Here is a 21711-nt window from a genome sequence, read left to right on the forward strand (position 1 = left end):
TTTAAAACCAGTCCTCTTTGATTTCCGCCTCGTCGCCCGCTTTCCTTTGCACCGGCTCGTGAGGCTTGATCACCAGCGTTTCCGTGCCTTCAACGGCCGCTTCCAGCATTCCGGTCAGGCCGGCCAGGCTCGCTTCGATCCGCTCGACAATATGCAGATTCGGGTTGGTGCTCGGTGATTTCGGCACGAACAGCGTACAGCAATCCTCATAAGGCAAAATCGACAGATCATAGGTGCCGATTCTCTTGGCCTGCCCGATGATCTCTTCCTTGTCGCTCATTACAAGCGGCCGCAACAGCGGCAGCTCGGTGACGCGTCCGATGACGTTCATGCTCGCCAGCGTCTGGCTGGCCACCTGACCCAGACTGTCGCCGGTAACGAGCGCCAGCGCTCCGTTGCGCTCGGCCAGCATCGAGGCGATTCGCAGCATCGCCCGGCGCATCAGCGTAATGATCAAATTATCCTGTCCCGTTCCGGCCAGAACCGTCTGAATCTCCGTAAACGGAATGAGATGCAGCTTGATTTGCCCGGAATAACGGGACAGCACTTTCGCCAGATCGATCACTTTCTCCTCGGCCATTTTGCTGGTAAACGGATAGCTGTGAAAATGCACGCATTCTATTTCCAGTCCCCGGCGCATGGCCGACCATCCCGCGACCGGGCTGTCGATTCCGCCCGAAAGCAGCAGCATGGCCTTGCCGTTCGTACCGAGCGGAAAACCGCCGGCAGCCGGGATGACCTTGGAGTAAAGGTAAGTCCTCCGCTCACGGATTTCCACATGCAGCTCCAGTTCGGGATGATGGACATCGACTTTCAGATGCGGACTGGCCTTCAACACCGGGCCCCCCACAAGCTTATTCATCTCTTGTGAACCGTGAGCGAAAGGCTTCCACACCCGGCGGGCGCTCACTTTGAAGGTTGTTGCTTCCGGCCCCGGACAAATGGCCGAGACAAATTCAATCGCGCCCGCCACAATGGCCTCCAGCTCCGACGGAACGACCTTCACCGGGCTGATCGAGGTGACGCCGAACACATTTTTCAGCGCATCAATAATGTTCTCCGCCGGCTCCCCGTTCAATTCGACATAGATCCGTCCGAATTCATGAATCACCTTGGCGGCCGGGTACGGCCGCAGCAGCGATTTCACATGGGATAACGCCGCCTTTTCAAAGCGGGAACGGTTCTTTCCTTTGACCGTAATTTCTCCAAAACGAAGCAGCAGCATATCGCAGGATGTCATGACTTTCTCTCTCCCTTTAAATTCTGCAGGCGCCGGACGCACTTGTCCAGCGCTTTCAGCAGATCGCTAATATCGGTTTCCGTATGCTCTTCTCCCAAACTGATCCGGATGCCGGAGGCGGCCGCCTCCGCCCCCTTGCCCATCGCCAGCAGCGCCCGGCTCGGCTCGGCCTTCTTCGAGGAGCAGGCCGATTGGGTCGACACCAGGAAGCCTTCTTCTTCAAGCATGTGCAGCAGGGCTTCGGCCTTCATGCCGGGATAGGAAAAATGCACGATATGAGGCGCGCCTTCCGGGACGGAATTCAGCGTCAGCTCCTGGATTGCCTTAATTCCCCGTACGAGCTCCGCCTTTAGCTGTTTCAGCCTTGCCTGCCGCTCGCGTTCGCCTTCCTTGGCGAGGCGCACCGCTTTGGAGAAGCCGACGATGTACGGGATATTTTCGGTGCCGGAGCGTCTCCCCTCCTCCTGACCTCCGCCGGCCAGCAGCGGAAACAGGGAAACGCCCTCGCGAACGTATAGCAAACCGATGCCTTTCGGTCCCTTTATTTTGTGCGCGGACAGGCTGTATAAATCAATGCCGCTATTATTCAATTGCAGCGGAACCTTCCCGAATCCCTGCACGCCATCGACGTGAAACAGCACGCGCGGGTGCTTCTCCTTCAGCATGCCGCCGATCGCGGTCACAGGCTGAACCGCCCCCGTCTCGTTATTGACGTGCATGACGGACACCAGCACCGTATCCTTGCGCAAGGCCTCTTCCACCTGCCGCTCCGTGACTTGCCCTTCCGAGTTGACCGGCAGGTAAGTGACTTCCCAGCCCAGCTGCTCCAATTGTTTGCAGCATTCAAACACCGACGGATGCTCCGTCGCCGTGGTGATCAGATGTTTGCCGCGGCCCGCATATTGAAGCGTGGCGCCCTTGATCGCCATATTGTTGCTCTCGGTCGCTCCCGAGGTAAACACGATTTCGCCCGGCTTGACGTCCATCGCCTGCGCGCACACCTCACGCGCTTTGCGCAGCAGCTTGCTGCTCTCTTCCCCGAGGCGGTGCAGTGACGAAGGATTGCCGTAATGGCGCGACATCACTTCCGCAATCGTTCGCGTTACCTCGTCGTAGGGAGGCGTCGTAGCCGCATGGTCAAAATATTTCATTGTATTCCCCCCTCGAGCCTTGATAAAATTTCTGGTTTTTTCCATTAAAAAAGACCAAAAGAAAACGCGGTCATTCGAAAAGCCGAGCGTTTCCCATTTGATCTTTTGCACAGGCTTAAGTCATTTCTTTACATTTCATACTTCATACGCGCCGCGGCGATCTTGGCAATGTATTGCTGTGTTTCCTTCGGCAACATATGAAGCTTGTCCATCAATTCCTGGTCATTGGAAATGCCCAGCCTTTGCAGTGTTCCGGGTCCGGCGTTATAAGCGGCAAGCGCGGTGTTCTCTCCCCCGAAACGCTTGAGCTGGGAGGACAGATAGCGGGTGCCTCCGTCGATATTTTGCGCCGGATCGAACGGATCGGTGACGCCGAGTCCGTATGCCGTCCCGTCCATCAATTGCATCAAGCCCTTGGCCCCTGCCCCCGAAACGGCCTCCGGATTAAAGGAGGACTCGGTTTCGATCACGGCTTTGATCAGGCTCTCCGGCACGCCGTACTTCCTGCTGGCCTCGAGGATCAAAGCGTTCAGATCGCCGCGGATCGTGGGCGCATAAGGTGAAATCCCGGCGTCAATTTCCGAAAGGGCGGAAGCCGCATCTCCAGAAACGCTCGGTAAAGTCTGCCATAACAGACTTTCGTAAGCCGTTCCCGAATTGAGCTGGGACAACGAAAGATTGCCGATCAAATCTTCAGTGTCGGCACTGCCTTCCGCCGTCATCATCTCCTGAAGCAATATGTCAAACAGGGAGCCGTCGGTGGCCGAAGTGGTTCTCCCTGTTTCGTTTCCCTGTAAATCGATGCTGTTCAGCGTCTGAAGCTGGATTAACTGCCCCGTGGTGCGCGGATCAATTTGCATGGCTTTACTCCTTATCCCCATTCAATTAGGTATATATGCCATTTTACCATTATGTCCGCAGGCTTGACCACCCATTATCATAAATTTGCCGAAATGTGAAAGATAATACGACGAAAAAGGCCGACGTCATCAAGGACGCCAGCCTTGCAAACGACCGGATTAACGCGTGAACGGAATAAGAACAAAATAGCTCAAAGTCGCTACAACGCCCAGACCGATCCCCCAGGCACCCGTTGTTTTACTTCCTTGGCTGTAGGCGTAAAAACCGAGAACTGCCGCCAAAGGCCCCAGAATGATAGACCACATAAACAGCGATGCGATTCCCAAGCCTACACCAACATATCCGACCGTCCGTCCCGCCGTCTCACCGGCGTCGGACTGTTTCACCCCTTGCTCTCCATCGTGGCGATCTTCCTTCCGCACATCTCTGCTTACGACAGGAGTCGGTGCCACTTCGGCGGCATATTCCTCACGATGGGTTTTCCGCGGCGCCACTTCGGTCGCGTATTTATCCCGATGGGTTTTCTGCGGCGCTACTCCTGCAGCGTATTCTTCCCGATGGTTTTTCTGTGGCGCTACTTCTGCAGCGTATTCTTCCCGATGGTTTTTTTGCGGCGTTACTTCTGCAGCGTATTCTTCCCGATGGGCTTTTCGCGGATAATCGATCCGGTTATTAGAGGACACGGGATGGTCTTGGTTTTCCTTCGGATGATCAGTCATCACAGCACCTCCTGAATTTGGCTTAACAGGTTACGATGATTTCGGCTTAAAAGTATGGCAGCATGTGGCGGAAGACGATTCGGCGGTATCCTGGTGGCCGGTATCAAACGACTCCCCGGCAAATTCCGCGTTGTAAACCCGGCTTGCGTGCTGATCGATGTCGATCATGATTAAATCGGCGTTGCAGACGTTCTTATCGCCCCAATAGGTACAATTCGATACGCTGCATTTAACTATGGGTTTGTCCCCGTTTGGCATTATGATCACCTCACAGTTCATTTTCCCCGGTCCGGTTTGGCTCTATGCGGGCTTTACACTGTAAATTCGATACAAAAAAAGATGCCTTCACGGCATCTCTCTTGGGATTGCTATGTCACTTCGGCTTGCGCCGAACACGATGTTATTTGGGCTGGCGCATCCGCAGCTCGGTTAAGTAATTGCTTTCGTAATATGTCAAATCATCCCGCAGCTCTTCGAACAGCTTGGTGACGTCCAAAATGACATCCCTTACCGCGCGCACCGGTTTCTTGCGGAACCGGATGGCATCCTGACCTGTGTAAGCATACCGGCCGTCTTCGGAATAGCTTTCGTGTTTCGGATAAAAAAAGCGGTTCACGCAATCGTGATAAACATGATAAAGCGTCTTCTCGGCCGACTCCGGATCGAATGTTCCGCGGCGCAGCACGATGCCCAGTTTCTCTTCGCACACTTCGCAGAAAACAAGCAATTGCCGCAGATCGGACAAAAATCTCCGATAAAAGAGAACCGCCTCTTCGTCCTGTCCTTCGGTTAGCTGTGGCAACGTTGTCTGATTCAAAAAGGCTTCAATTCTGGAAATCGCGGTTTTTAAATTTTCTTTCGCTGTAACGCACAGTTGCTGGATGTTCGCTTGTGGCATGCTAACAATTCTCCTTCTCCCGTGAGCCGTTCCGCTTCCGGCACTTTATAGTTGTCCTTAACGACGGTATCATATTATCACAAAACGGCTGAAAGCGGTATCCTTGACACTAAGGTTTTAAGAATAAAAGCATCCTTTTTGCCTCATTATATCCCTATCGTGACAACGCGCAAAGGAGGATGCCATATGAGATGGCAAAGATGGGCCGCGCTCGGTCTGATGGGGATAGCCGCCGCAACGCTCTACACCCTGATTCCGGACGGCGGCAATACGCCCCCTGCGGTCCGGCAGCAAGCGGGGAGCAAAGCGGGGCTTGGACCGTCCCAGGAGCAGAAGCTGAAGCAAACCATGCTGCGGCATGATATGACCGCGACCGAAAGGCTGGCCAGATTGGATGCCAAACAGCATCTGCGGACCCTGGCAACCAAGTATGCCGCCGCACCGGACGGGAAATTGCCTCAGGACGCGACCAATCTGCAAAAGGATCATAAACAATTCCCGTCGATCCGCTGGTTTTCGGACAAAGGGGAGCGGGAATTTCGCGGAAGCAAGTTCGAGCTATCGGGAAGCGAGGAGAAACAGCTGGAAAGCTATTTAAGCTTTGCCCGCAAGGCTCTGCTCAAAGGCCAAGCTTATGAATCCCCTTGCTTCCCGCAGGGGAATCCGAAATACTTTGTCGCCGCGGAGCCCGCGAAAGGCCAAAAAAAAGGAATGATCGGCGTGATGGATATCGGCATCCTAAAGCGGGTGCAGGAGCATCAGCACAAAAATTTGCGCCTCATCCCCTATCCGAAGGAAGGCAAATACAAGGTGGAATCGGTGCATGCCGACACCTTGAAGGATATCACCGTCAAAACGGGCCATGACAATGAAAAGGCCAGCCATTACTACGAGAACGAAATCGTCGTCACTTTTGCCAAGGCTCCTTCCACCAGCGAGATGAAATCCATTGAAGCCCATCTTCACTGCGATCCGGCGCGGAAGCTTGGCAATACTTATATTTTTCATTCGGAAACCATGAGTATGGAGCAGCTTCGGGATTACTTCAAAAAACATTGGAAACCGAATTACGTGGAGCCCCACTATCTCTATTTGACGAATGACGCAACCGGGGATGACACGGGTTTTTTGACCGGAGACAGTCCGGAAATCCCCAATGATCTGCTGTTTTCGGAATATCAGTGGAACTTGCCGATCATTGAGACCAATCGGGGCTGGAGGCTGTCCAAGGGCAGCAATGACGTGATTGTCGGGGTGGTGGATACAGGCGTAGATACGAAGCATCCCGACCTTCAGGGCAGGCTGCTCGAAGGATATAATGTGGTCGCACCGGGCGACACTCCCGCCGATGACGTCGGACACGGCACCCATGTCGCCGGAATCATCGCGGCCAACGTCAACAACACCGAAGGCATCGCCGGCATGATGTGGGGAGGCAAAATCCTTCCGGTCAAAGCGTTGGACAGCACAGGTTCGGGAACGACTTATTCGGTCGCCCAGGGGATTATTTGGGCTACGGATCACGGGGCCAAAGTTATAAATATGAGCCTCGGTAATTACGCGGACGCCCAATTTCTGCATGAGGCGGTCAAGTACGCTTTTGACCGCGATGTCGTGCTGATCGCGGCAACCGGTAACGATAACACGGAACGCCCCGGGTATCCCGCCGCCTATCCTGAAGTGCTGTCCGTCTCGGCGACGGACTACAATCTTCAACGCGCCTCCTTCTCCAACTACGGCGATTACGTGGATGTGATGGCGCCGGGGGAAAGCATCGCCAGTACCTATCCCGACAACCAATATGCCGCCCTGTCCGGCACGTCGATGGCGACCCCCCATGTCACGGCGCTGGCGGCGTTGATCCGCTCGATCAACCCTGAGCTGAAAAATACCGAAGTCATGGATATCATCCGCGACAATGTGATCGATCTCGGCGATCCGGGGCATGACAAATATTTCGGATACGGGCAGATCGACGTTTATTCCGCTCTGGAAGCGGCGGGAGGCAACGGCTCGCCTCTCCAACTCTGGCCGCAGTCCATGCAGCGTAAAATCAACGAGATTCTGGAAAAAATCAAATAAAAACGGTTGGACGAGGCCAAGGCCATTCGTCCAACCGTTTTTCATTTTTATTAGCTATACATGGGTTGCAGTGATGAAAGTTTGCCGTAAGCCGGGTTCTGTACTCTTCGCGGTATAACGGGAACTACCCTCCCGCTATGAGCGACAATCATCTATCTAGGCCGCACATTGCTGTACGGCTCCAGCGACCAACCCGGACGCGCCTCGGGCTAAGGCTGCTTCGCTAAGAAGCCGCGTCCCATTAGGTCTTGCTCCAGGTGGGGTTTACCAGGAACGAAGTCACCAGCGTTCCTCGGGGTCTCTTACACCTCGGTTCCATCCTTGCCTGTGCGCGCTTTGCAGCGGCCATCGGCGGTCCGTTTCTGTGGCACTATCCTTCGGCTCGCGCCGACTGGACGTTATCCAGCACCCTGCCCTATGGAGCCCGGACTTTCCTCCCGCGGCCTTATTAGGCCGCCGGCGATTGTCTGTCAAACTTTCGAGAGCAACACTTGATAGTATAACAGGCATTGCCGCTTAAGCACAAGTAGAAACTAAAGGAAAACGAACGGTTCCGTGTCAACCTTGGAAGCATATACCTTGGTCGTGTATTTGTTTTCCGAAAGCTTCTCCTCCAGCCAGGAGGCAACCCGCGCTTTCATGATTTTCTCGGCGTTGTGGCCGGGGTCGATCAGCGTTAGACCCGCCATCAGTGCGTCCTGGGCGGTATGATAATCGATATCGCCGGTGACGAGCACGTCCGCGCCCCGAAACATCGCCGTGCTCCAGTATCTTCCTCCCGAACCGCCAATGACCGCGGCCTTCTTGAGCGTCCGGTCCAAGTCGCCGACAACGCGCACGTTTGGAACCTCCAGCTTCTCTTTCACCCGCTCCACAAACTGCCGCAAGGTGACCGGCTCGCTTAATTTGCCCACTCTGCCGAGCCCGAACGTCCGCCCCTTCAGGTCCATCGGGTACAAGTCATAGGCGACCTCTTCATAAGGGTGACTCTTGAGCATGGCCTGAATCACCTTGCTGCGGATGCTCTGCGGAACGATCGTTTCAATCCGGATTTCCTCGGCCTTCTCCATCCGCCCTTGCTTGCCGATGTAGGGGTCGGTGCCCTCGCCGGGCACAAACGTCCCGTAGCCTTCGATATTGAAGCTGCAGTGGCTGTAATTGCCGATCGCCCCCGCGCCGGCGTTTAGAACGGCATCAAGCACCTGCTGATGATGATCCTTCGGCACGAATACGACCAGCTTGAAGAGATGGTCCGTGTGAATATCCTCCACGGACGCGCTCGCCTCGATCCCCAGCGCCTCGGCCATCCAGTCGTTCATCCCGCCCTCGGTTACGTCCAGGTTCGTGTGCGCCACATAGACGGCGATATCGTTCTTGATTAGCTTCTCATATACTTTGCCCATCGGCGTATCCACCTGCAGATTGCGGAGCGGGCGGTAGATGATCGCATGATGGGCGATGATGAGATTCGCGCCGAGCCGGATGGCCTCGTCCACGATCGCTTCATTGACATCGAGCGCGGTGAGGACGCCCGTGATTTCCTTCTGCAGGCTGCCGAGCTGCAGCCCGATCCGGTCATCCTCCATGGCCACGTGCTTTGGAGCCAATTGCTCCATGTACTGTATTACGGTTTGACCTTTCGCAAACATGCCAATACCTCCTTAAGCCGGCCTAACACCGTTTTTAGTTGCTCCTCTTTCTCTCTAGCCGCCCCTTGCTTGGAGGCGGCTACCGACCGCCGGATTTTCTCCAGCTTGTCCAATTCCATCTCCCATTTGGCAAACCAGGTTTGGGCGGGCTGCCGGGTCAGCCAGGGGCCCATCATTAATAACAGCTCTTTGGTCAGAACGACCGCTTCGCCGGCTTCGTCATGAAGAGGGCGCTCCCGATATAATTGCTCATTTAAGGCCGGTGCATCCGTCGTCCGATCCGCCGTAAGAATCTCGTAGATTTTGCCGTCTTCTTCAACGATCGTTTCCTCCGCCAAATACCAATCGTTTTCCAGCAGCCAGCGGCGTACCGTATCTTCGCCGACATTCGGCTGAAGCACCAGCCGGGAAACGCCCTCCAGCTTGCCTGCCCCGGCCGTCAAAATCGAAACGATCAGGGCACCGCCCATGCCGGCGATGGTGATACAATCGACTTCGCCGGGCTCAATCACCGCCAGGCCGTCGCCCTTGCGCACGGACACGCGACCGCCCTCCCCCGCCTCGGCGACTTGTCGTTTTGCCGCCTCCAGCGGGCCTTCGTTCACTTCGCCGGCTACGGCGAACGAGGCGAGTCCATGCCGAACCGCGTAAACGGGAAGCAGCGCATGGTCCGACCCGATATCCGCAAGCCTGCAACCGGGCGGAATCCGGTCCGCGATAAGCTGTAATCTAGCTGAAAGTTTCATGTACATACCAACTCCACCGTTTTTCTAGTCGGAAATTAGCGGAGCCCCTTATTTGCATTGCCCCGCCAAAAAAGCTAAAATAAAAAACAATAAAGAAAAAGCAGGAAATAATTCCAAAAGAAAGAAGCCTCTCTTCTTCATCCTGAAAAAAAGACCTTGCTGCTTGGCTGCAGAAGGCCCATAAGTCTAGCTATTCGAGAAAATCCTTCAGCCGTTTGCTGCGGCTGGGATGACGCAGCTTGCGGAGCGCCTTCGCCTCGATTTGGCGAATTCTCTCCCGCGTTACGCCGAATACCTTGCCGACTTCCTCCAAGGTTCTCGTTCGGCCGTCATCCAGTCCGAAACGCAGGCGAAGAACGTTCTCCTCGCGTTCCGTCAGCGTATCAAGAACATCTTCAAGTTGTTCTTTAAGAAGCTCGTAAGCGGCCGCATCGGCAGGCGCCAACGCTTCATGGTCCTCAATGAAGTCGCCCAGATGGGAATCGTCTTCTTCGCCGATCGGTGTCTCAAGCGATACGGGCTCTTGGGCAATCTTCATGATCTCGCGGACCTTCTCGACGCTGAGATCCATCTCCGCCGCGATTTCTTCCGGCGTAGGTTCGCGTCCGAGTTCCTGCAGCAATTGGCGGGAAACCCGGATCAATTTATTGATCGTCTCGACCATATGCACCGGGATCCGGATCGTTCTGGCCTGGTCGGCAATCGCCCGGGTAATGGCTTGCCGGATCCACCATGTGGCATAGGTGCTGAATTTGAAGCCTTTTTTATGGTCGAATTTCTCGACCGCTTTAATCAGGCCCATATTGCCTTCCTGTATCAGATCGAGGAACAGCATGCCCCGTCCCACGTAGCGTTTGGCGATGCTGACCACGAGCCGCAAATTGGCTTCGGCCAGGCGGCGCTTCGCTTCCTCGTCGCCGTTCTCGATCCGTTTAGCCAGCTCCATCTCGTCCTCGGCGGTAAGCAGCGGCACCCTGCCGATCTCTTTGAGGTACATGCGTACCGGATCGTTGATTTTAATTCCGGGAGGCAGTGTCAGATCATCGTCAAAGCTATAGTCGTCGCTCGATTCATTATCTTCATCGTTATTCCCGCTATGGTGCTCTTCATCGCTGTCGTTCGTAATATCGATCCCAAGATCGGCCAAATGTTCAAAAAACTCGTCCATTTGCTCGGGGTCCTGCTCGTATGGTGACAGCTTCTCCATAATTTCTTTATACGTAAGCGAAGACCTCTTCTTGCCTTGCTCAATCAGACGGTCCTTGACCTGATCCAGGGTTAGTTCCGTTTCTAGTTCTGTATGCTGATCATTCGTCATACCTGGCTCCCTCCTCCCTAGAACGATTCGAAAAATCCTTCCTCGTTACTGTCTCTCTAGGGCAATAATCTCACTTGCAATCTGTGCCGCACGCAAAAAATCCCCGGCCCGTTCGGCCGAAACCATTTCTTCCTTCTTCGCCTTGATCTGTGCGAGCAGCGGCACCTTCCGGATTTCCCTGATGCAATCGTCCAGTTCCTGGGTGCTCCATGCTCCCGGAGTATCCATCATAGCGATGGAAATCACGGTTTGCTCCAGCCGTTCATCCTGAAGCGAAGAGATAAACATGCTGGCATCCGGCGGTTTTCCTTGCGCGTAATAGGCGTATAGATAAGCAGCAATCGCTGCATGATCATCGATGTTAAAGCTGTCTCCCAGACGCTCGCCCACGTATCGTGCGACTTCATCGTCCTGAAGCATAAAGGAAAGCAGCCTGCGTTCCGCGACATGATAAGCGGGCATAAGAACCGGCATCGAGGCCTGCCCCTTTTTATGCCTACCATTATTCCACCTTTTGGCCTTATTATCCCCTGCAGGGCTCTTTTTTTGCATAGCCTGGCGCATTTCGTTGCACTCCTGCTTCAAGCTGTCAAACGAGACCTGGAGGTCGGCGGACAATTCCTTCAAATAAATTTCCCGCTCTGTCGGCGACGGCAAGGGGGCTATCACTTCGAGCGCTTCTTTGATGTATGCGACCTTTCCGTCTTCCTCTAGCAGTATATGGTTTTTTTTCAGATATATAAGCTTAAATTTGACGGATGAAACAGCTCCATCCAACACCTGGTGTTTAAACCGCTCCGGCCCGTACTTCCGAATAAACTCATCGGGGTCCAGCCCCTCGCTGAGCAGGGCAATCTTCACGGTGAATCCGAGTTCCTCCAGAATCGGAATGCTCTTGAGCGCTGCGGCTTGTCCCGCATTGTCGCCGTCGTAGCAGACAATCACCTCATCGGCAAGCCCCCGCATCATCGAAGCATGGCTGTCGGTCAATGCGGTGCCCATTGTGGCGATCCCGTTGTGAACGCCCGCTTCCCAAGCGCTTATCACGTCGCCGTAACCTTCGAACAGAACGAATTGCCGGGATTTGCGAATCTCCGACTTGGCCTGATGAAGATTGTACAGTGTCCGGCTCTTGCTGAACAGCTTGCTTTCGGGCGAGTTCAAATACTTGGGCTGCCCGTCCCCGAGCACCCTTCCGGCGAAAGCAATCACTTTGCCGTTCCTGTTATGGAGCGGGAAAATAACGCGATCCCGAAAACGGTCGACATAGCCCGTACCGTCCTGCTTTGCGGAAATCAAGCCGCCCTTCTCCATCGTTCCCAGATCAAAGGAACGCTTCTCCAGAAACTGGACGAGCGTATCCCAACGCGCCGGCGCATAGCCGATTTGGAACGTGTCGATCGCCTTGTCGGTAAAGCCTCTGGCCTTCAGATATTCCATGGCCGGTTTACCGTGCTCCGTGTTTTTTAGCAGGAAATGATACAGTTTGGCCGTCCATTCGTGGGCTTGCAGCTGCTGCTCCAATTCGAGATTGCGCGGCTGGCCTCCCTGGCCCGCCGTCCCGAAATCAAACGGGATATGCGCCTCCTCGGCCATCATTCTTACGGCTTCGGGAAAAGTCAATCCTTCGATTTCCATCCTGAATTTGATGGCGTTCCCGCCTTTGCCGCAGCCGTAGCAATGAAATATTTGCCGTTCGGGCGTCACCGTAAAAGAGGGGGTTTTCTCCGAGTGAAACGGACAAAGCCCCTTCATATACTTGCCCTGTTTAGTCAGATGAACGTGCCTGCCGACCGTGTCGACGATATCATGCTGCCGCAAGACTGCCTCGATGACTTCCTCCGGAATATTTCCTCGTCCGGTACTCATCTAAACCACCTTCATCTTTCTTAGACACGTAAATAATAATTCGCTAAAATTGTACATTCTCCTGCATATCTCGCAAAAGTTTTAGCAACACTCCTGTAAAACGGCTCCGGTCCTCGTCCGTAAAGGGCTTGGGCCCTTTGGCGTACCGGCCTCCGCGCCGCGCCTTCGCATGGGCGTGGCGGCGCTCCAGCAAATAATCGATATTCCCGGCATGGAACATATCGCCCCGGGGAGACAACCCCTTACAAGATTTGGCAATCGCCAGCGCCGCCAGACCATAATCCTGGGTAACGACGATATCGCCCTTCCCGATATGATTGGCTATGTACAAATCCGCGCTCTGCTGGCTGCGGTCCACTTGCACGACCTCCACGCCATCGCTCCCGCTAAGTACATGGTCATAAGATGAAACCATAAGAACAGGGACATTAAATTGTCCGGCGGCCATGATAATCTCATTCTTGACGGGGCAGGAGTCCCCGTCCACGACGATCCGCGCTGTCATCTTACTCCCGCCTTTCTATCTATCAATTATACCCAAAGCGATGATTCCGAAGACGGGAGCATACGCAAAAACCCCCCGCTCCTACGCCTGCTGTCAGACGTAGGGGCGAGAGGTTATCCCACGGTTCAACCCTACTTGATTTGCGAAGCGTTGGTTTCAACGCAGAAAATTCCTTAACATTGAGACATACTAATTAATGATAGATGATTTTCTAAAATTCGTCAAATTTCGTATTTGTCCAACTGATCCAAAAATTGACGGGATTTGAGCTTGAGCCCAAGCTGCATATCGTTAAAGGCTCGCATCACGGATTTCAGCTCCGCTTTTGTAGCATCCTTCACCTCTATATTTCCCAATCTGCGCAGGTCCACTTTTTCAAAAAGGGACAAGAGCTTGTACGTTCCCGGCGAGACTTGCATCGCCGCAGGATCGTGATGCCGGCAAGCGCGGCACAATTTTCCTCCCAACCGCGGGCTGACCGCAAGCGAATCGTCGACGCGTCCGCAGGAGATGCAGCTGTCGAACGAAGGACCGTATCCGGCCGCCTGCAAAATTTTCATTTCGAAGAGATGGATGACGATCTGCGGATCTTTTCCGGCCGAGAGTGCGTCCAGACAAGCCCTTAATTGGGTGAACCAGAAGCTGCCGACTTCCTCGTCCTGCAGCACTTTATCCAGCAATTCGCAGGCATAGGAAGCATAGGCGGCAAGATAAAGGTCTTCACGCAAAGAAAAGTGAGATTCGATAATCTCACCGGAATTCAGCGTGCCGAGCCCGCTGTTTTGACGATAAAACACATATTCTCCGAAGGTAAATAGCTGGGTCAGCGCAGCATGGCGGCTTTTTACTTTTTTCGCTCCGCGCACCAGCACCCCGATTTTTCCGTGGGCTTCCGTACACAGCGTGATAATCTTGTTCCCCTCGCCGTAGTCCATGCTGCGGATGACGATTCCTTCCACCCTGTAAAGCATGTCTCTTCCCCCAAGCCTAGCCTTGATTCGATAAAAAATTCGTGCCGATTTACTCGGCTTGCTCTTCCTCAAGCGGAAGCTCTTCCGCCGCCGCGGCCTCCTCCTCGCATGTGCCGCAGGCTTCTTTGTATAACAAATAAGCATCGACATCTCCAGTCATCGCAAAATACTTCCACGAAAAATCTCGCATTCGTATTCACCCTTTCTTCGGAAATGACGCCTGCATGTTCAAAGAATAGGATGTACGGTCGGACGCGAAGTATTCGTTGCAATAACTCCCAGTATAAAACGCGAAGCCGGGGGTCAGGCGTCCTTATGGAACCCCAAATCCCGCAAAATCCGCTCCTGGTTGCGCCAATCCTTTTTCACCTTTACCCACAGCTCAAGGAAAATTTTCGATCCGAGCAGGTTCTCGATATCCTGTCTGGCCAGCTTGCCGATTTCTTTCAGCAGCGAACCCTGCTTCCCGATGATAATGCCTTTCTGCGAATCCCTTTCCACAAAGATGACCGCCGAAATGTAGACGACGCCATTGTCCTCCACGCGCATATCCTCGATGGTCACGGCGATGGAATGCGGCACTTCCTCCCGGGTCAAATGCAGAATTTTCTCGCGGATTAGCTCCGCGCACACAAACTGCTCCGGATGGTCCGTAACTTGATCCTCCGGATAATATTGCGGGCCCTCCGGCAAATACTTGCCGATCTGCTCAAGCAGGGTATTTACATTGTTGCCCAGCTTGGCCGAAATCGGCACGATTTCCGCAAATTCGTACAGCTTCCGGTATTCCTCGATGATCGGCAGCAGCTCTTCCGGCTGGACCTTGTCGATTTTGTTGAGCACGAGAATGACCGGGGTCCGGATCCCTTTGAGCCGTTCGATAATAAAACGGTCGCCGCCGCCAAGACCTTCCGCGGTATCCACCAGGAACAGGACGGCCTCCACTTCGCCCAGCGTGTTGAGCGCCGTCGTGTTCATATAATCGCCGAGCTTGGACTGGCGCTTATGAATCCCCGGCGTATCGAGGAATACGACCTGCATCTCTTCGGAGGTATATACCCCGTGAATTTTGTTCCGGGTCGTTTGCGGTTTATCGGACATGATCGCGATTTTCTGGCCGATAATGTGATTCATCAAGGTCGATTTGCCTACATTCGGCCGGCCGACGATGGCCACAAATCCGGACTTGAATTTATTTTTTGCCATGATGCTGTTCCTTTCCGTGCATGTAGTTTTTACGGATTATTATTTGTCTTTTAGGGCCGAAGAATTAAAAGAGTACGGCAGTAATTCCCCGACCGTCGTTTCGCGGATGTCTCCCTTCAGATTGCCGAGAAAGACCGGCATATCCGGCCCGCACAGTTCAACCAGCACCTGGCGGCAAACGCCGCAAGGGGCGACCGGTTCCTCCGTATCGCCGACGACCGCGATCGCCTTGAACATGCCCGGCTTGAGCCCGTCGGCAATCGCCCGGAACACCGCCGTCCGTTCGGCGCAGTTCGTCGGGCCGTACGCCGCGTTTTCGATATTGCAGCCATGGTGGACGTGACCGTCCTGATCCAGCAGGGCCGCGCCGACCCCGAAACCGGAGTAAGGTATGTATGCCGAGGCCCTGGCTTTGATCGCTTCCTGCAGCAATGCGCTGGAATCTATACTCATCTTATCTCCATCTCCCTCGTGTTTGAATCATGGTCCCCAGCCGAGCCATGCCATGACCGGGCCATAGAATAACATAATGCCGATGACGACGGCGAAAGCCGCGGCGGCAAGAACGGCTCCGGCCGCGGCATCCTTGGCGATTTTGGCCAATCTGTGCCATTCCGGAGCCGCCAGATCAACCGCAGCTTCGATGGCGGTATTGATCAGTTCCGCCGTGATGACTAAAGCGATGACAAGCAAGAGAAGCGCCACATCCCGGACCGGCAGACGGAAAAAAGCCGCCGCCAGCAACACGATGACCGCGGCCAGGACATGAATCCGCAAATTCCGCTCGCTTTTCAGCGACGACCAAATGCCGTTCCAGGCATCCCGGAAAACGGAGCCCCAATTTCTCCGGGTCTTCATATCAACGGACTAGGCCGACCTGCGCCAGCACGGCTTCCTGTTTTCCCATCATAACCTTCTCGCTCGCCACATCCTGATGATCGTAACCGAGCAGATGCAAAAATCCGTGCACAAACAAAAATCCGATTTCCCGGTTAAGCGAATGGCCGTACTCTTCGCTCTGGACCTTTGCGCGCTCTACGGAAATAATGATATCCCCGAGCACATCGGTCAGATCGTCGAGCTCCTCGCCTTCCTCGAGTTCATACACGATATCCATTTCCTCGTCCAGCGACTCGTTCATCGCAAACGACAACACATCCGTCGGCCGGTCGATCCCGCGGTAATCCCGGTTCAATTCATGAATCGCCTCATCGGTGACGAACGTCAGGGCGACCTCTCCTTCCTCGATCCCCTCGGCTTCGCCCGCCTTTTGCAGCAATTGCTCCAACAGCCCGATCAAATCTTCACCGATCTCCATGATTTCCTGCTCATTGTTCCAAGCTAGACTTAGACCCATTCACATCAAGCCCCCTATCCTTCTCGTCATTGCTTTTCGTCTTTTTCATCTGTTCCGGATATTCGATCCGGGAATGGAAAATGCCCATTACCGTTTCCTTCAATGTCTGGGCAATCACATCAAGCTCCCGCATGGTCAAATCGCATTCGTTGAACTGGTGGTCGTCGAGACGGCTCTTGATGATCTTCTCGATCATCGTTTCCACCTGTTCGACCGTCGGCTGGCGCAGCGAACGGACCGCGGCTTCCACACTATCGGCGATGCCGACCACCGCGGCTTCCTTCGATTGCGCCTTGGGGCCGGGATAACGGAAATCATCCTCGGTAAAATCCGGTTCCACCCCTTGCTCCTCCGCCAAAGTCAGCGCTTTGTGATAGAAGTAATGCAGGAAGGTCGTACCGTGATGCTGCTCGGCGATATCCCGGATCGGCTTCGGCAGCTTGTATTCCTTCTGCATTTCGACACCGTCGCGGGCGTGGGCGATAATAATCGATTTGCTGAGCTTCGGATCGATGAAATCATGCGGATTTTCCATATTGTTCTGGTTCTCGATAAAATAGCTCGGGCGCTTCGTTTTCCCGATATCGTGATAATAGGACCCCACACGGCACAGCAGTCCGTCCGCGCCGATCGCCTCCGCGGCCGCCTCCGACAAATTGCCGACCATGACGCTGTGATGGTAGGTTCCCGGCGTTTCGGTCAGCAGCTTGCGCAGCAGCGGGTGATTCGGGTTGGACAGCTCCACCAGCTTCAGCGCGGAGAGAATACCGAACGTGACCTCAAAGAACGGCATGAGCCCGATGACGAGAATCGTTGTCAAAAGGCCGCCGGCAATCGCAAACCCGAGCGCGTACAAGGTATTCGATTCCGTAAATCCGTCGTTGTTGAGTACAATCAGCGTAAAGACCGACAACGAGCCGAACAGGCAGATCATAATCCCGGCCTTCAGCAGCGTCGAACGCTGACTGGCGCGGTGGATTGCGTAAATCGAAGCGAACGAGATAACCAGCGTAAAAAATCCGAATTCGAAATCGAAAATTTGTCCCTGGTGGACATTTAATATAACACTGGCCAATATACTAAACAATATGGAGCAGATATAGGCCAAAGAAAGATCAATCAGAAGCGTGATCAGCATCGCTCCGGTTGCGATCGGAGCCAGATAGCCGATGTACGGACGCTGCTCGTTCTGCAGAATCGCGATGATGTGCATCGACACGATCGTGATCAGAATAATCATCAGCAGCATGGCAAATTGGGAGTTGTTATATTTGAACCGGCTCACGCCTTCGGATTGGCGCATAAACATAATCAGCCCGATCGCCATCAGCAGCGACAACAGAATTAGGCCGAATTGCGGCCAGTAGTTGACCTCATCCTTCAAAAGTCCGTTCTTCTCCAGCAGCGTGTACATTTCCTGGGTAATTTTTTCGCCCTTTCCGACGAGGACATCCCCCTGCTTGATATAAACGGTAGGGGTATTTTCGCGCGCTTCCACTTTCGCCGTTTTCGTCGCTTCCTCATCGTAAAACTTGTTGGCGGTAATCGACAGCCGCGCCAGCTCCTGAACGACTTCGCGGGAGATCCGCTTACTCAGCGAGCTCGTGCTGACCATCTCGGCCACCTTGGCCCGGGCCGTTTGGGCATCGACGATCTGATCGGTCATCAGACGCGCGACGATATCCGCGGCCACCGGCTTCATCTCATTGATATCCTCGGGGGTAAGCTTCGGAATTTTAATAAACGTTTCCTCCGAGATTTGATACTGCTGCTCGTTTACCTTTTCGGTCACTTCTTTAAACAGCGTGCTGGAATATGTAGCCGAATTGCGGTTGTTCATGATAAAGTTCTGCACATGGTCCTTGACGCGCTGCGGCAGCTCTTCCCGGTAGATGTTGATTTTGTCCTCCGTCGCGACCTGATCGTCTTGATTCAGTCTGAAAATCCGGTCGAGCAATTGCCCTACCAACGCCTCATTGCGGAGCGGAAGAATGGTATACACTTCCCCCACCTTCTCGGCGGCTTCTTCCTGCGCTTTCAGCGTCTCTTTCGTATTCGGAATATCCATCGGGGCCAAAATCTCTTTGTCGCTCGGCAAACCGACCGCGATATCGTAAGTTTCCGGCAGCAGCTTGGGAGACAAGCTGATATAGAGCATCACGACAAGCAGCACGTACAGGGCGTAGCGAACCGTGGCGCTATGCTTCCATCCCGCCGTTCTGGATTGAAATTTGCTTTTTCCTTGTTGATCGTTTGAGGTCATAATGACAGCCCTCCTGAAAAATTTAAAGCCCTACGGACCCTTTATTGCAGATTGCACATTGCGGGGATACGCATTGCACGGCATGAATGCGGGTGCATGCGAATCCCGATCGGAAAGGGGCCGGGGGCTGGATCATTAACCCTGATTTTCAGCAGCACGGTCGTAAGCGACAATAATTTTCTGGACGAGCGAATGGCGGACGACGTCCGACTCCGCAAAATAGACGAACCCGATCTCCTCGATAGGTTCCAAAATGTTTCTGGCCTCCACCAAACCCGATTTTTTCCCTTTCGGCAAATCGATCTGCGTGACATCGCCGGTAATGACCATTTTCGAACCGAACCCGAGCCGGGTAAGGAACATCTTCATCTGTTCGGGGGTCGTATTCTGAGCCTCGTCCAAAATGATGAAGGAATCGTCCAGCGTCCGGCCGCGCATGTAAGCAAGCGGCGCGATTTCGATCAGGCCGCGCTCCAGCGCTTTCGCCGTCTGGTCGGGGCCCATCACATCGTACAACGCATCATACAGCGGGCGGAGATACGGGTCAACCTTTTCCTGCAAATCGCCGGGCAAAAACCCGAGGCTCTCGCCGGCTTCGACCGCCGGCCGGGTCAGAATGATCCGTTTGACCGCCCCTTCCTTCAAAGCCGTAATGGCCATGACGACGGCCAAATACGTTTTCCCTGTACCGGCCGGACCGATCCCGAATACGATATCCCTCTTGCGGATCGTGGTGACATAATGCTTCTGTCCGATCGTTTTGACCCGCAGCGGCTTGCCGCGGTAGGTCGTCGCGATCTCGCCCTTATATAAATCAAGCAATTGATCGGCGCGAAGCTCCTTCGCGAGCTCGATCGCATAGAGTACGTCTCTTTCGGTAAGGATATAGCCGTTGCGGATCAACTCCAGCAGAACCTCGAATAATTGCTCTACCCGCTCTACCTCGCGCTCTTCGCCGCGAACCGTGATTTCCGACTCCCGCAGAACGATCCCCGCCTTCAGGTGCCGTTCGATCAGCTTAAGAAACATATCCTGCGGCCCGAACAAAGACAGGCCCTCCGCGGCGCTTTGCAGCGTTATCTTTATACTGTGTTGTTGTTCTGCCAAATAGCCTCATTCTCCTTGATCATACAATTGGAAGTTCTTCCGATATATTTTGTTCCACTTCAAAAAGCACTTTCATATAAACTTTACCATTGTCTGTCTTCTCATGCAAAATTTTTTGATTCAATATGACGGTTCCCGTCCCGTTTTTGGCCAAAATATCGCGCTTTGCCCGCTCGATCCCGTCGCTCGCCGCCTGTTTCTTGGACAGCTTGATCTCAAGTTCGGCCGTTTCCAGCACCTTTTCGCTCATCCAGCCGATCGGAAGCTTCAGGCTTCTCCAGGTCAACGGATCGAATTCCGTAAGTACCTGGGCATCCTCAAAAGCCGCCTTTCCGTATCCGGAAAGCTGGATCGCCGTTTTTCCGAAATAGAGATAACCGCGCTCTTTCTTCTCTCCAGTGTACACCTGCTGCTTCCGAACGAGCGGCACCTCGATATTGTATTCATGCCACACGATCCCTTTGACCTCGCCTTTGGACACCACCCTTTGCCCGCCTTGAATCCCGGAAATGAGTATCTGTCCTTTTCGTACCCGGTCATTCTTCTTGACTTCCGGTTGGCCTTTCTCCGCATAAATATAGGTGACCACCGCATCGGCCGTGCTGACCAGATGCCGCGGGCTTAAAAGCTGCTGTTCCTTTGGCTGCGTCGCCTCAACAATTTCAATGGAAATCTTGGTGCCTGTCCGGGATACCCCGACCCAAGACGTCCCCGGGAGCTTGCGGTTCAATTCCGCGGAGAGCTTGTCCTGTTTGGGCAGCTTGAAAATCCATTGGAAGGGGTACATCCCTTCCTCGCGGGCCGCGTTCAGCACATCTTCATCTGCGATTTTCACATTGCCCTTGACCTCGATGTCCCATACCAACTGGGACAGGCTGAAAATAACCGCCATAAACAAGGCAAAGCCCAAGACGAACCATTTTCTGCGCCACAGACGGACCATCAAGAACGGCAAACCATAGCGCCGCTTCACATGCACGCGGCAGCCTGTCCGTTTCAAAGACGGACGCAGGCGAAAAAAATCTTTTACCGTTAAACTCATTTCCATATTCCCGTTCGGCAAAGGCTTTACGTCCCAGGTCTCGATTTCGCGCCCGGAGAGCTCATTGATCAATTTTTCACTGGCCCCGCCGCGAACAATGACCGTAACAGCGCCGCTCAATGCGGCAAATACCGGTGATTTCACTAGGATTCCTCCGTTTCGCGATATTTGATGCCGAAGATCCGTCCTTCGATGACGACTTCCTCCGGCATAATCTCTTTAATCATCAGCCCGCTGCCCTCGACCTCCAGCATGCCCTGGCTGAGCTTGAGATGCAGCGCTTCAGGGGAGAAATGCACCACACCCCGATGGTTCTCTATATATAATTGCTTACCTCCGATCAAGGTGAGCCTGGGTAAATTCATTACAAGATCGCTAGGCAGGTCGAGCGCATCGACCGTCCACTTGCGGAATTTGCGGACAAACCGGCTCATATGAGGCAATCCCCCTTCCCCTACTTTACAAATTATGCGGTGCTATCCCGATTTATGAGAAACAATCGCCGCTTGAACGTTGGGGTTGAAAATGAGATTGAGGTTAAGTTGAGTTTGCTGCTGAGATCGAGGTTGAGAATAAAAGTCAGTAATTAAGTATGGGGTGTGAAGTTAGATATAGGTTTGTACGATAGTACAGTGGTAAGGTGGGGTTAAGTTTGATGTGCTGCAAGTTTGATATGGCACAAAGTTTGATATGGTACAGAAGGTTCAGTTAAATGCCTTCATTGGAT

General features: G+C 53.8%; 22 protein-coding genes and 1 other RNA gene. 1 reads left to right on the forward strand and 22 read right to left on the reverse strand.

Features of this window, described 5'->3' with window-relative positions; genetic code table 11:
• Nucleotide 1 precedes the first annotated feature (1 nt).
• The 6 genes from thiI to V3851_RS02605 all read right to left on the reverse strand — a co-directional run bounded on the left by thiI (nt 2) and on the right by V3851_RS02605 (nt 4869).
• On the reverse strand, nt 2-1240 hold the full coding sequence (gene thiI, locus V3851_RS02580) for a tRNA uracil 4-sulfurtransferase ThiI (RefSeq protein ID WP_331844912.1): 1239 nt from the start codon (nt 1238-1240) through the stop codon (nt 2-4).
• On the reverse strand, nt 1237-2391 hold the full coding sequence (locus V3851_RS02585; RefSeq protein ID WP_331844913.1) for a cysteine desulfurase family protein: 1155 nt from the start codon (nt 2389-2391) through the stop codon (nt 1237-1239). The genes thiI and V3851_RS02585 overlap by 4 nt, the downstream gene beginning before the upstream one ends.
• Before the next feature lie 128 nt (nt 2392-2519).
• A complete protein-coding gene (locus V3851_RS02590) occupies nt 2520-3251 on the reverse strand; it encodes a lytic transglycosylase domain-containing protein (protein WP_331844914.1) in 732 nt (243 codons plus the stop codon).
• Nucleotides 3252-3410: 159 nt separating this feature from the next.
• Entirely contained in the window at nt 3411-3746 is a 336-nt protein-coding gene (locus V3851_RS02595; RefSeq protein ID WP_331845255.1) for a hypothetical protein, read from the reverse strand.
• Between the two features lie 255 nt (nt 3747-4001).
• Nucleotides 4002-4229: a DUF1540 domain-containing protein gene (locus tag V3851_RS02600; protein WP_331844915.1), complete on the reverse strand. Its 228-nt coding sequence runs from the start codon at nt 4227-4229 to the stop codon at nt 4002-4004.
• 142 nt (nt 4230-4371) lie between these two features.
• Nucleotides 4372-4869, reverse strand: a complete 498-nt coding sequence (locus V3851_RS02605; RefSeq protein ID WP_331844916.1) for a DUF3907 family protein — start codon at nt 4867-4869, stop codon at nt 4372-4374.
• A 186-nt stretch (nt 4870-5055) separates the two neighbouring features.
• Between V3851_RS02605 and V3851_RS02610 the strand changes: the two genes are divergently transcribed.
• The gene (locus tag V3851_RS02610; protein ID WP_331844917.1) at nt 5056-6951 is read left to right on the forward strand and encodes a S8 family peptidase; all 1896 of its coding nucleotides are present in this window, start codon (nt 5056-5058) and stop codon (nt 6949-6951) included.
• Between the two features lie 72 nt (nt 6952-7023).
• On the opposite strand, the gene rnpB is transcribed toward V3851_RS02610, so the two are convergent.
• The 16 genes from rnpB to yqfC form a co-directional block, all read right to left on the reverse strand.
• Nucleotides 7024-7430: RNase P RNA component class A (gene rnpB / locus V3851_RS02615), an RNA gene on the reverse strand.
• 54 nt (nt 7431-7484) lie between these two features.
• Entirely contained in the window at nt 7485-8600 is a 1116-nt protein-coding gene (locus tag V3851_RS02620; RefSeq protein ID WP_331844918.1) for a Nif3-like dinuclear metal center hexameric protein, read from the reverse strand.
• Nucleotides 8576-9346 (reverse strand): tRNA (adenine(22)-N(1))-methyltransferase, encoded by a 771-nt coding sequence (locus V3851_RS02625; RefSeq protein ID WP_331844919.1) that lies wholly within the window; start codon nt 9344-9346, stop codon nt 8576-8578. Before V3851_RS02625 ends, V3851_RS02620 begins: the two co-directional genes overlap by 25 nt.
• Before the next feature lie 190 nt (nt 9347-9536).
• Nucleotides 9537-10664 carry an RNA polymerase sigma factor RpoD gene (rpoD, locus tag V3851_RS02630; protein ID WP_331844920.1) on the reverse strand — a complete coding sequence of 376 codons (1128 nt, stop codon included), beginning with the start codon at nt 10662-10664 and terminating at the stop codon, nt 9537-9539.
• A 45-nt stretch (nt 10665-10709) separates the two neighbouring features.
• Entirely contained in the window at nt 10710-12533 is a 1824-nt protein-coding gene (gene dnaG / locus V3851_RS02635; RefSeq protein WP_331844921.1) for a DNA primase, read from the reverse strand.
• A 43-nt stretch (nt 12534-12576) separates the two neighbouring features.
• Nucleotides 12577-13038, reverse strand: coding sequence for a YaiI/YqxD family protein (locus V3851_RS02640; protein ID WP_331844922.1), 462 nt, complete (start codon nt 13036-13038; stop codon nt 12577-12579).
• A 221-nt stretch (nt 13039-13259) separates the two neighbouring features.
• Entirely contained in the window at nt 13260-14009 is a 750-nt protein-coding gene (recO, locus tag V3851_RS02645) for a DNA repair protein RecO (protein WP_331844923.1), read from the reverse strand.
• 49 nt (nt 14010-14058) lie between these two features.
• Nucleotides 14059-14199 (reverse strand): YqzL family protein, encoded by a 141-nt coding sequence (locus tag V3851_RS02650; RefSeq protein WP_331844924.1) that lies wholly within the window; start codon nt 14197-14199, stop codon nt 14059-14061.
• A gap of 113 nt (nt 14200-14312) precedes the next feature.
• Complete coding sequence (era, locus tag V3851_RS02655) at nt 14313-15215, reverse strand: GTPase Era (RefSeq protein WP_331844925.1); 903 nt, start codon at nt 15213-15215, stop codon at nt 14313-14315.
• A 39-nt stretch (nt 15216-15254) separates the two neighbouring features.
• Nucleotides 15255-15668, reverse strand: a complete 414-nt coding sequence (locus V3851_RS02660; RefSeq protein ID WP_414859245.1) for a cytidine deaminase — start codon at nt 15666-15668, stop codon at nt 15255-15257.
• Nucleotides 15669-15695: 27 nt separating this feature from the next.
• The gene (locus tag V3851_RS02665; RefSeq protein WP_331844926.1) at nt 15696-16073 is read right to left on the reverse strand and encodes a diacylglycerol kinase family protein; all 378 of its coding nucleotides are present in this window, start codon (nt 16071-16073) and stop codon (nt 15696-15698) included.
• 1 nt (nt 16074) lies between these two features.
• Nucleotides 16075-16572: an rRNA maturation RNase YbeY gene (gene ybeY, locus V3851_RS02670; RefSeq protein ID WP_331844927.1), complete on the reverse strand. Its 498-nt coding sequence runs from the start codon at nt 16570-16572 to the stop codon at nt 16075-16077.
• Nucleotides 16544-18835: an HD family phosphohydrolase gene (locus V3851_RS02675; RefSeq protein WP_331844928.1), complete on the reverse strand. Its 2292-nt coding sequence runs from the start codon at nt 18833-18835 to the stop codon at nt 16544-16546. Before V3851_RS02675 ends, ybeY begins: the two co-directional genes overlap by 29 nt.
• A gap of 135 nt (nt 18836-18970) precedes the next feature.
• Nucleotides 18971-19942 (reverse strand): PhoH family protein, encoded by a 972-nt coding sequence (locus V3851_RS02680; RefSeq protein WP_331844929.1) that lies wholly within the window; start codon nt 19940-19942, stop codon nt 18971-18973.
• Between the two features lie 19 nt (nt 19943-19961).
• Nucleotides 19962-21128: a sporulation protein YqfD gene (gene yqfD, locus V3851_RS02685; RefSeq protein ID WP_331844930.1), complete on the reverse strand. Its 1167-nt coding sequence runs from the start codon at nt 21126-21128 to the stop codon at nt 19962-19964.
• The gene (gene yqfC, locus V3851_RS02690; protein ID WP_331844931.1) at nt 21128-21418 is read right to left on the reverse strand and encodes a sporulation protein YqfC; all 291 of its coding nucleotides are present in this window, start codon (nt 21416-21418) and stop codon (nt 21128-21130) included. Before yqfC ends, yqfD begins: the two co-directional genes overlap by 1 nt.
• Nucleotides 21419-21711: the final 293 nt, after the last annotated feature.

Source organism: Paenibacillus haidiansis (assembly GCF_036553665.1).
In the GTDB taxonomy this organism is placed as follows: Bacteria; Bacillota; Bacilli; order Paenibacillales; family Paenibacillaceae; genus Fontibacillus; species Fontibacillus haidiansis.

Bases quoted from the DNA above. Each gene is read 5' to 3' on its own strand.
- dnaG (WP_331844921.1), bottom strand. From the start codon at position 12,533: ATGAGTACCGGACGAGGAAATATTCCGGAGGAAGTCATCGAGGCAGTC.
- V3851_RS02675 (WP_331844928.1), bottom strand. From the start codon at position 18,835: ATGACCTCAAACGATCAACAAGGAAAAAGCAAATTTCAATCCAGAACG.
- V3851_RS02625 (WP_331844919.1), bottom strand. From the start codon at position 9,346: ATGAAACTTTCAGCTAGATTACAGCTTATCGCGGACCGGATTCCGCCC.
- rpoD (WP_331844920.1), bottom strand. From the start codon at position 10,664: ATGACGAATGATCAGCATACAGAACTAGAAACGGAACTAACCCTGGAT.
- recO (WP_331844923.1), bottom strand. From the start codon at position 14,009: ATGCTTTACAGGGTGGAAGGAATCGTCATCCGCAGCATGGACTACGGC.
- V3851_RS02620 (WP_331844918.1), bottom strand. From the start codon at position 8,600: ATGTTTGCGAAAGGTCAAACCGTAATACAGTACATGGAGCAATTGGCT.
- V3851_RS02665 (WP_331844926.1), bottom strand. From the start codon at position 16,073: ATGAAGACCCGGAGAAATTGGGGCTCCGTTTTCCGGGATGCCTGGAAC.
- V3851_RS02650 (WP_331844924.1), bottom strand. From the start codon at position 14,199: ATGCGAGATTTTTCGTGGAAGTATTTTGCGATGACTGGAGATGTCGAT.
- V3851_RS02610 (WP_331844917.1), top strand. From the start codon at position 5,056: ATGAGATGGCAAAGATGGGCCGCGCTCGGTCTGATGGGGATAGCCGCC.
- era (WP_331844925.1), bottom strand. From the start codon at position 15,215: ATGGCAAAAAATAAATTCAAGTCCGGATTTGTGGCCATCGTCGGCCGG.
- yqfC (WP_331844931.1), bottom strand. From the start codon at position 21,418: ATGAGCCGGTTTGTCCGCAAATTCCGCAAGTGGACGGTCGATGCGCTC.
- thiI (WP_331844912.1), bottom strand. From the start codon at position 1,240: ATGACATCCTGCGATATGCTGCTGCTTCGTTTTGGAGAAATTACGGTC.
- V3851_RS02585 (WP_331844913.1), bottom strand. From the start codon at position 2,391: ATGAAATATTTTGACCATGCGGCTACGACGCCTCCCTACGACGAGGTA.
- V3851_RS02600 (WP_331844915.1), bottom strand. From the start codon at position 4,229: ATGCCAAACGGGGACAAACCCATAGTTAAATGCAGCGTATCGAATTGT.
- V3851_RS02660 (WP_414859245.1), bottom strand. From the start codon at position 15,668: ATGAGTATAGATTCCAGCGCATTGCTGCAGGAAGCGATCAAAGCCAGG.
- V3851_RS02640 (WP_331844922.1), bottom strand. From the start codon at position 13,038: ATGACAGCGCGGATCGTCGTGGACGGGGACTCCTGCCCCGTCAAGAAT.
- V3851_RS02590 (WP_331844914.1), bottom strand. From the start codon at position 3,251: ATGCAAATTGATCCGCGCACCACGGGGCAGTTAATCCAGCTTCAGACG.
- V3851_RS02605 (WP_331844916.1), bottom strand. From the start codon at position 4,869: ATGCCACAAGCGAACATCCAGCAACTGTGCGTTACAGCGAAAGAAAAT.
- ybeY (WP_331844927.1), bottom strand. From the start codon at position 16,572: ATGGGTCTAAGTCTAGCTTGGAACAATGAGCAGGAAATCATGGAGATC.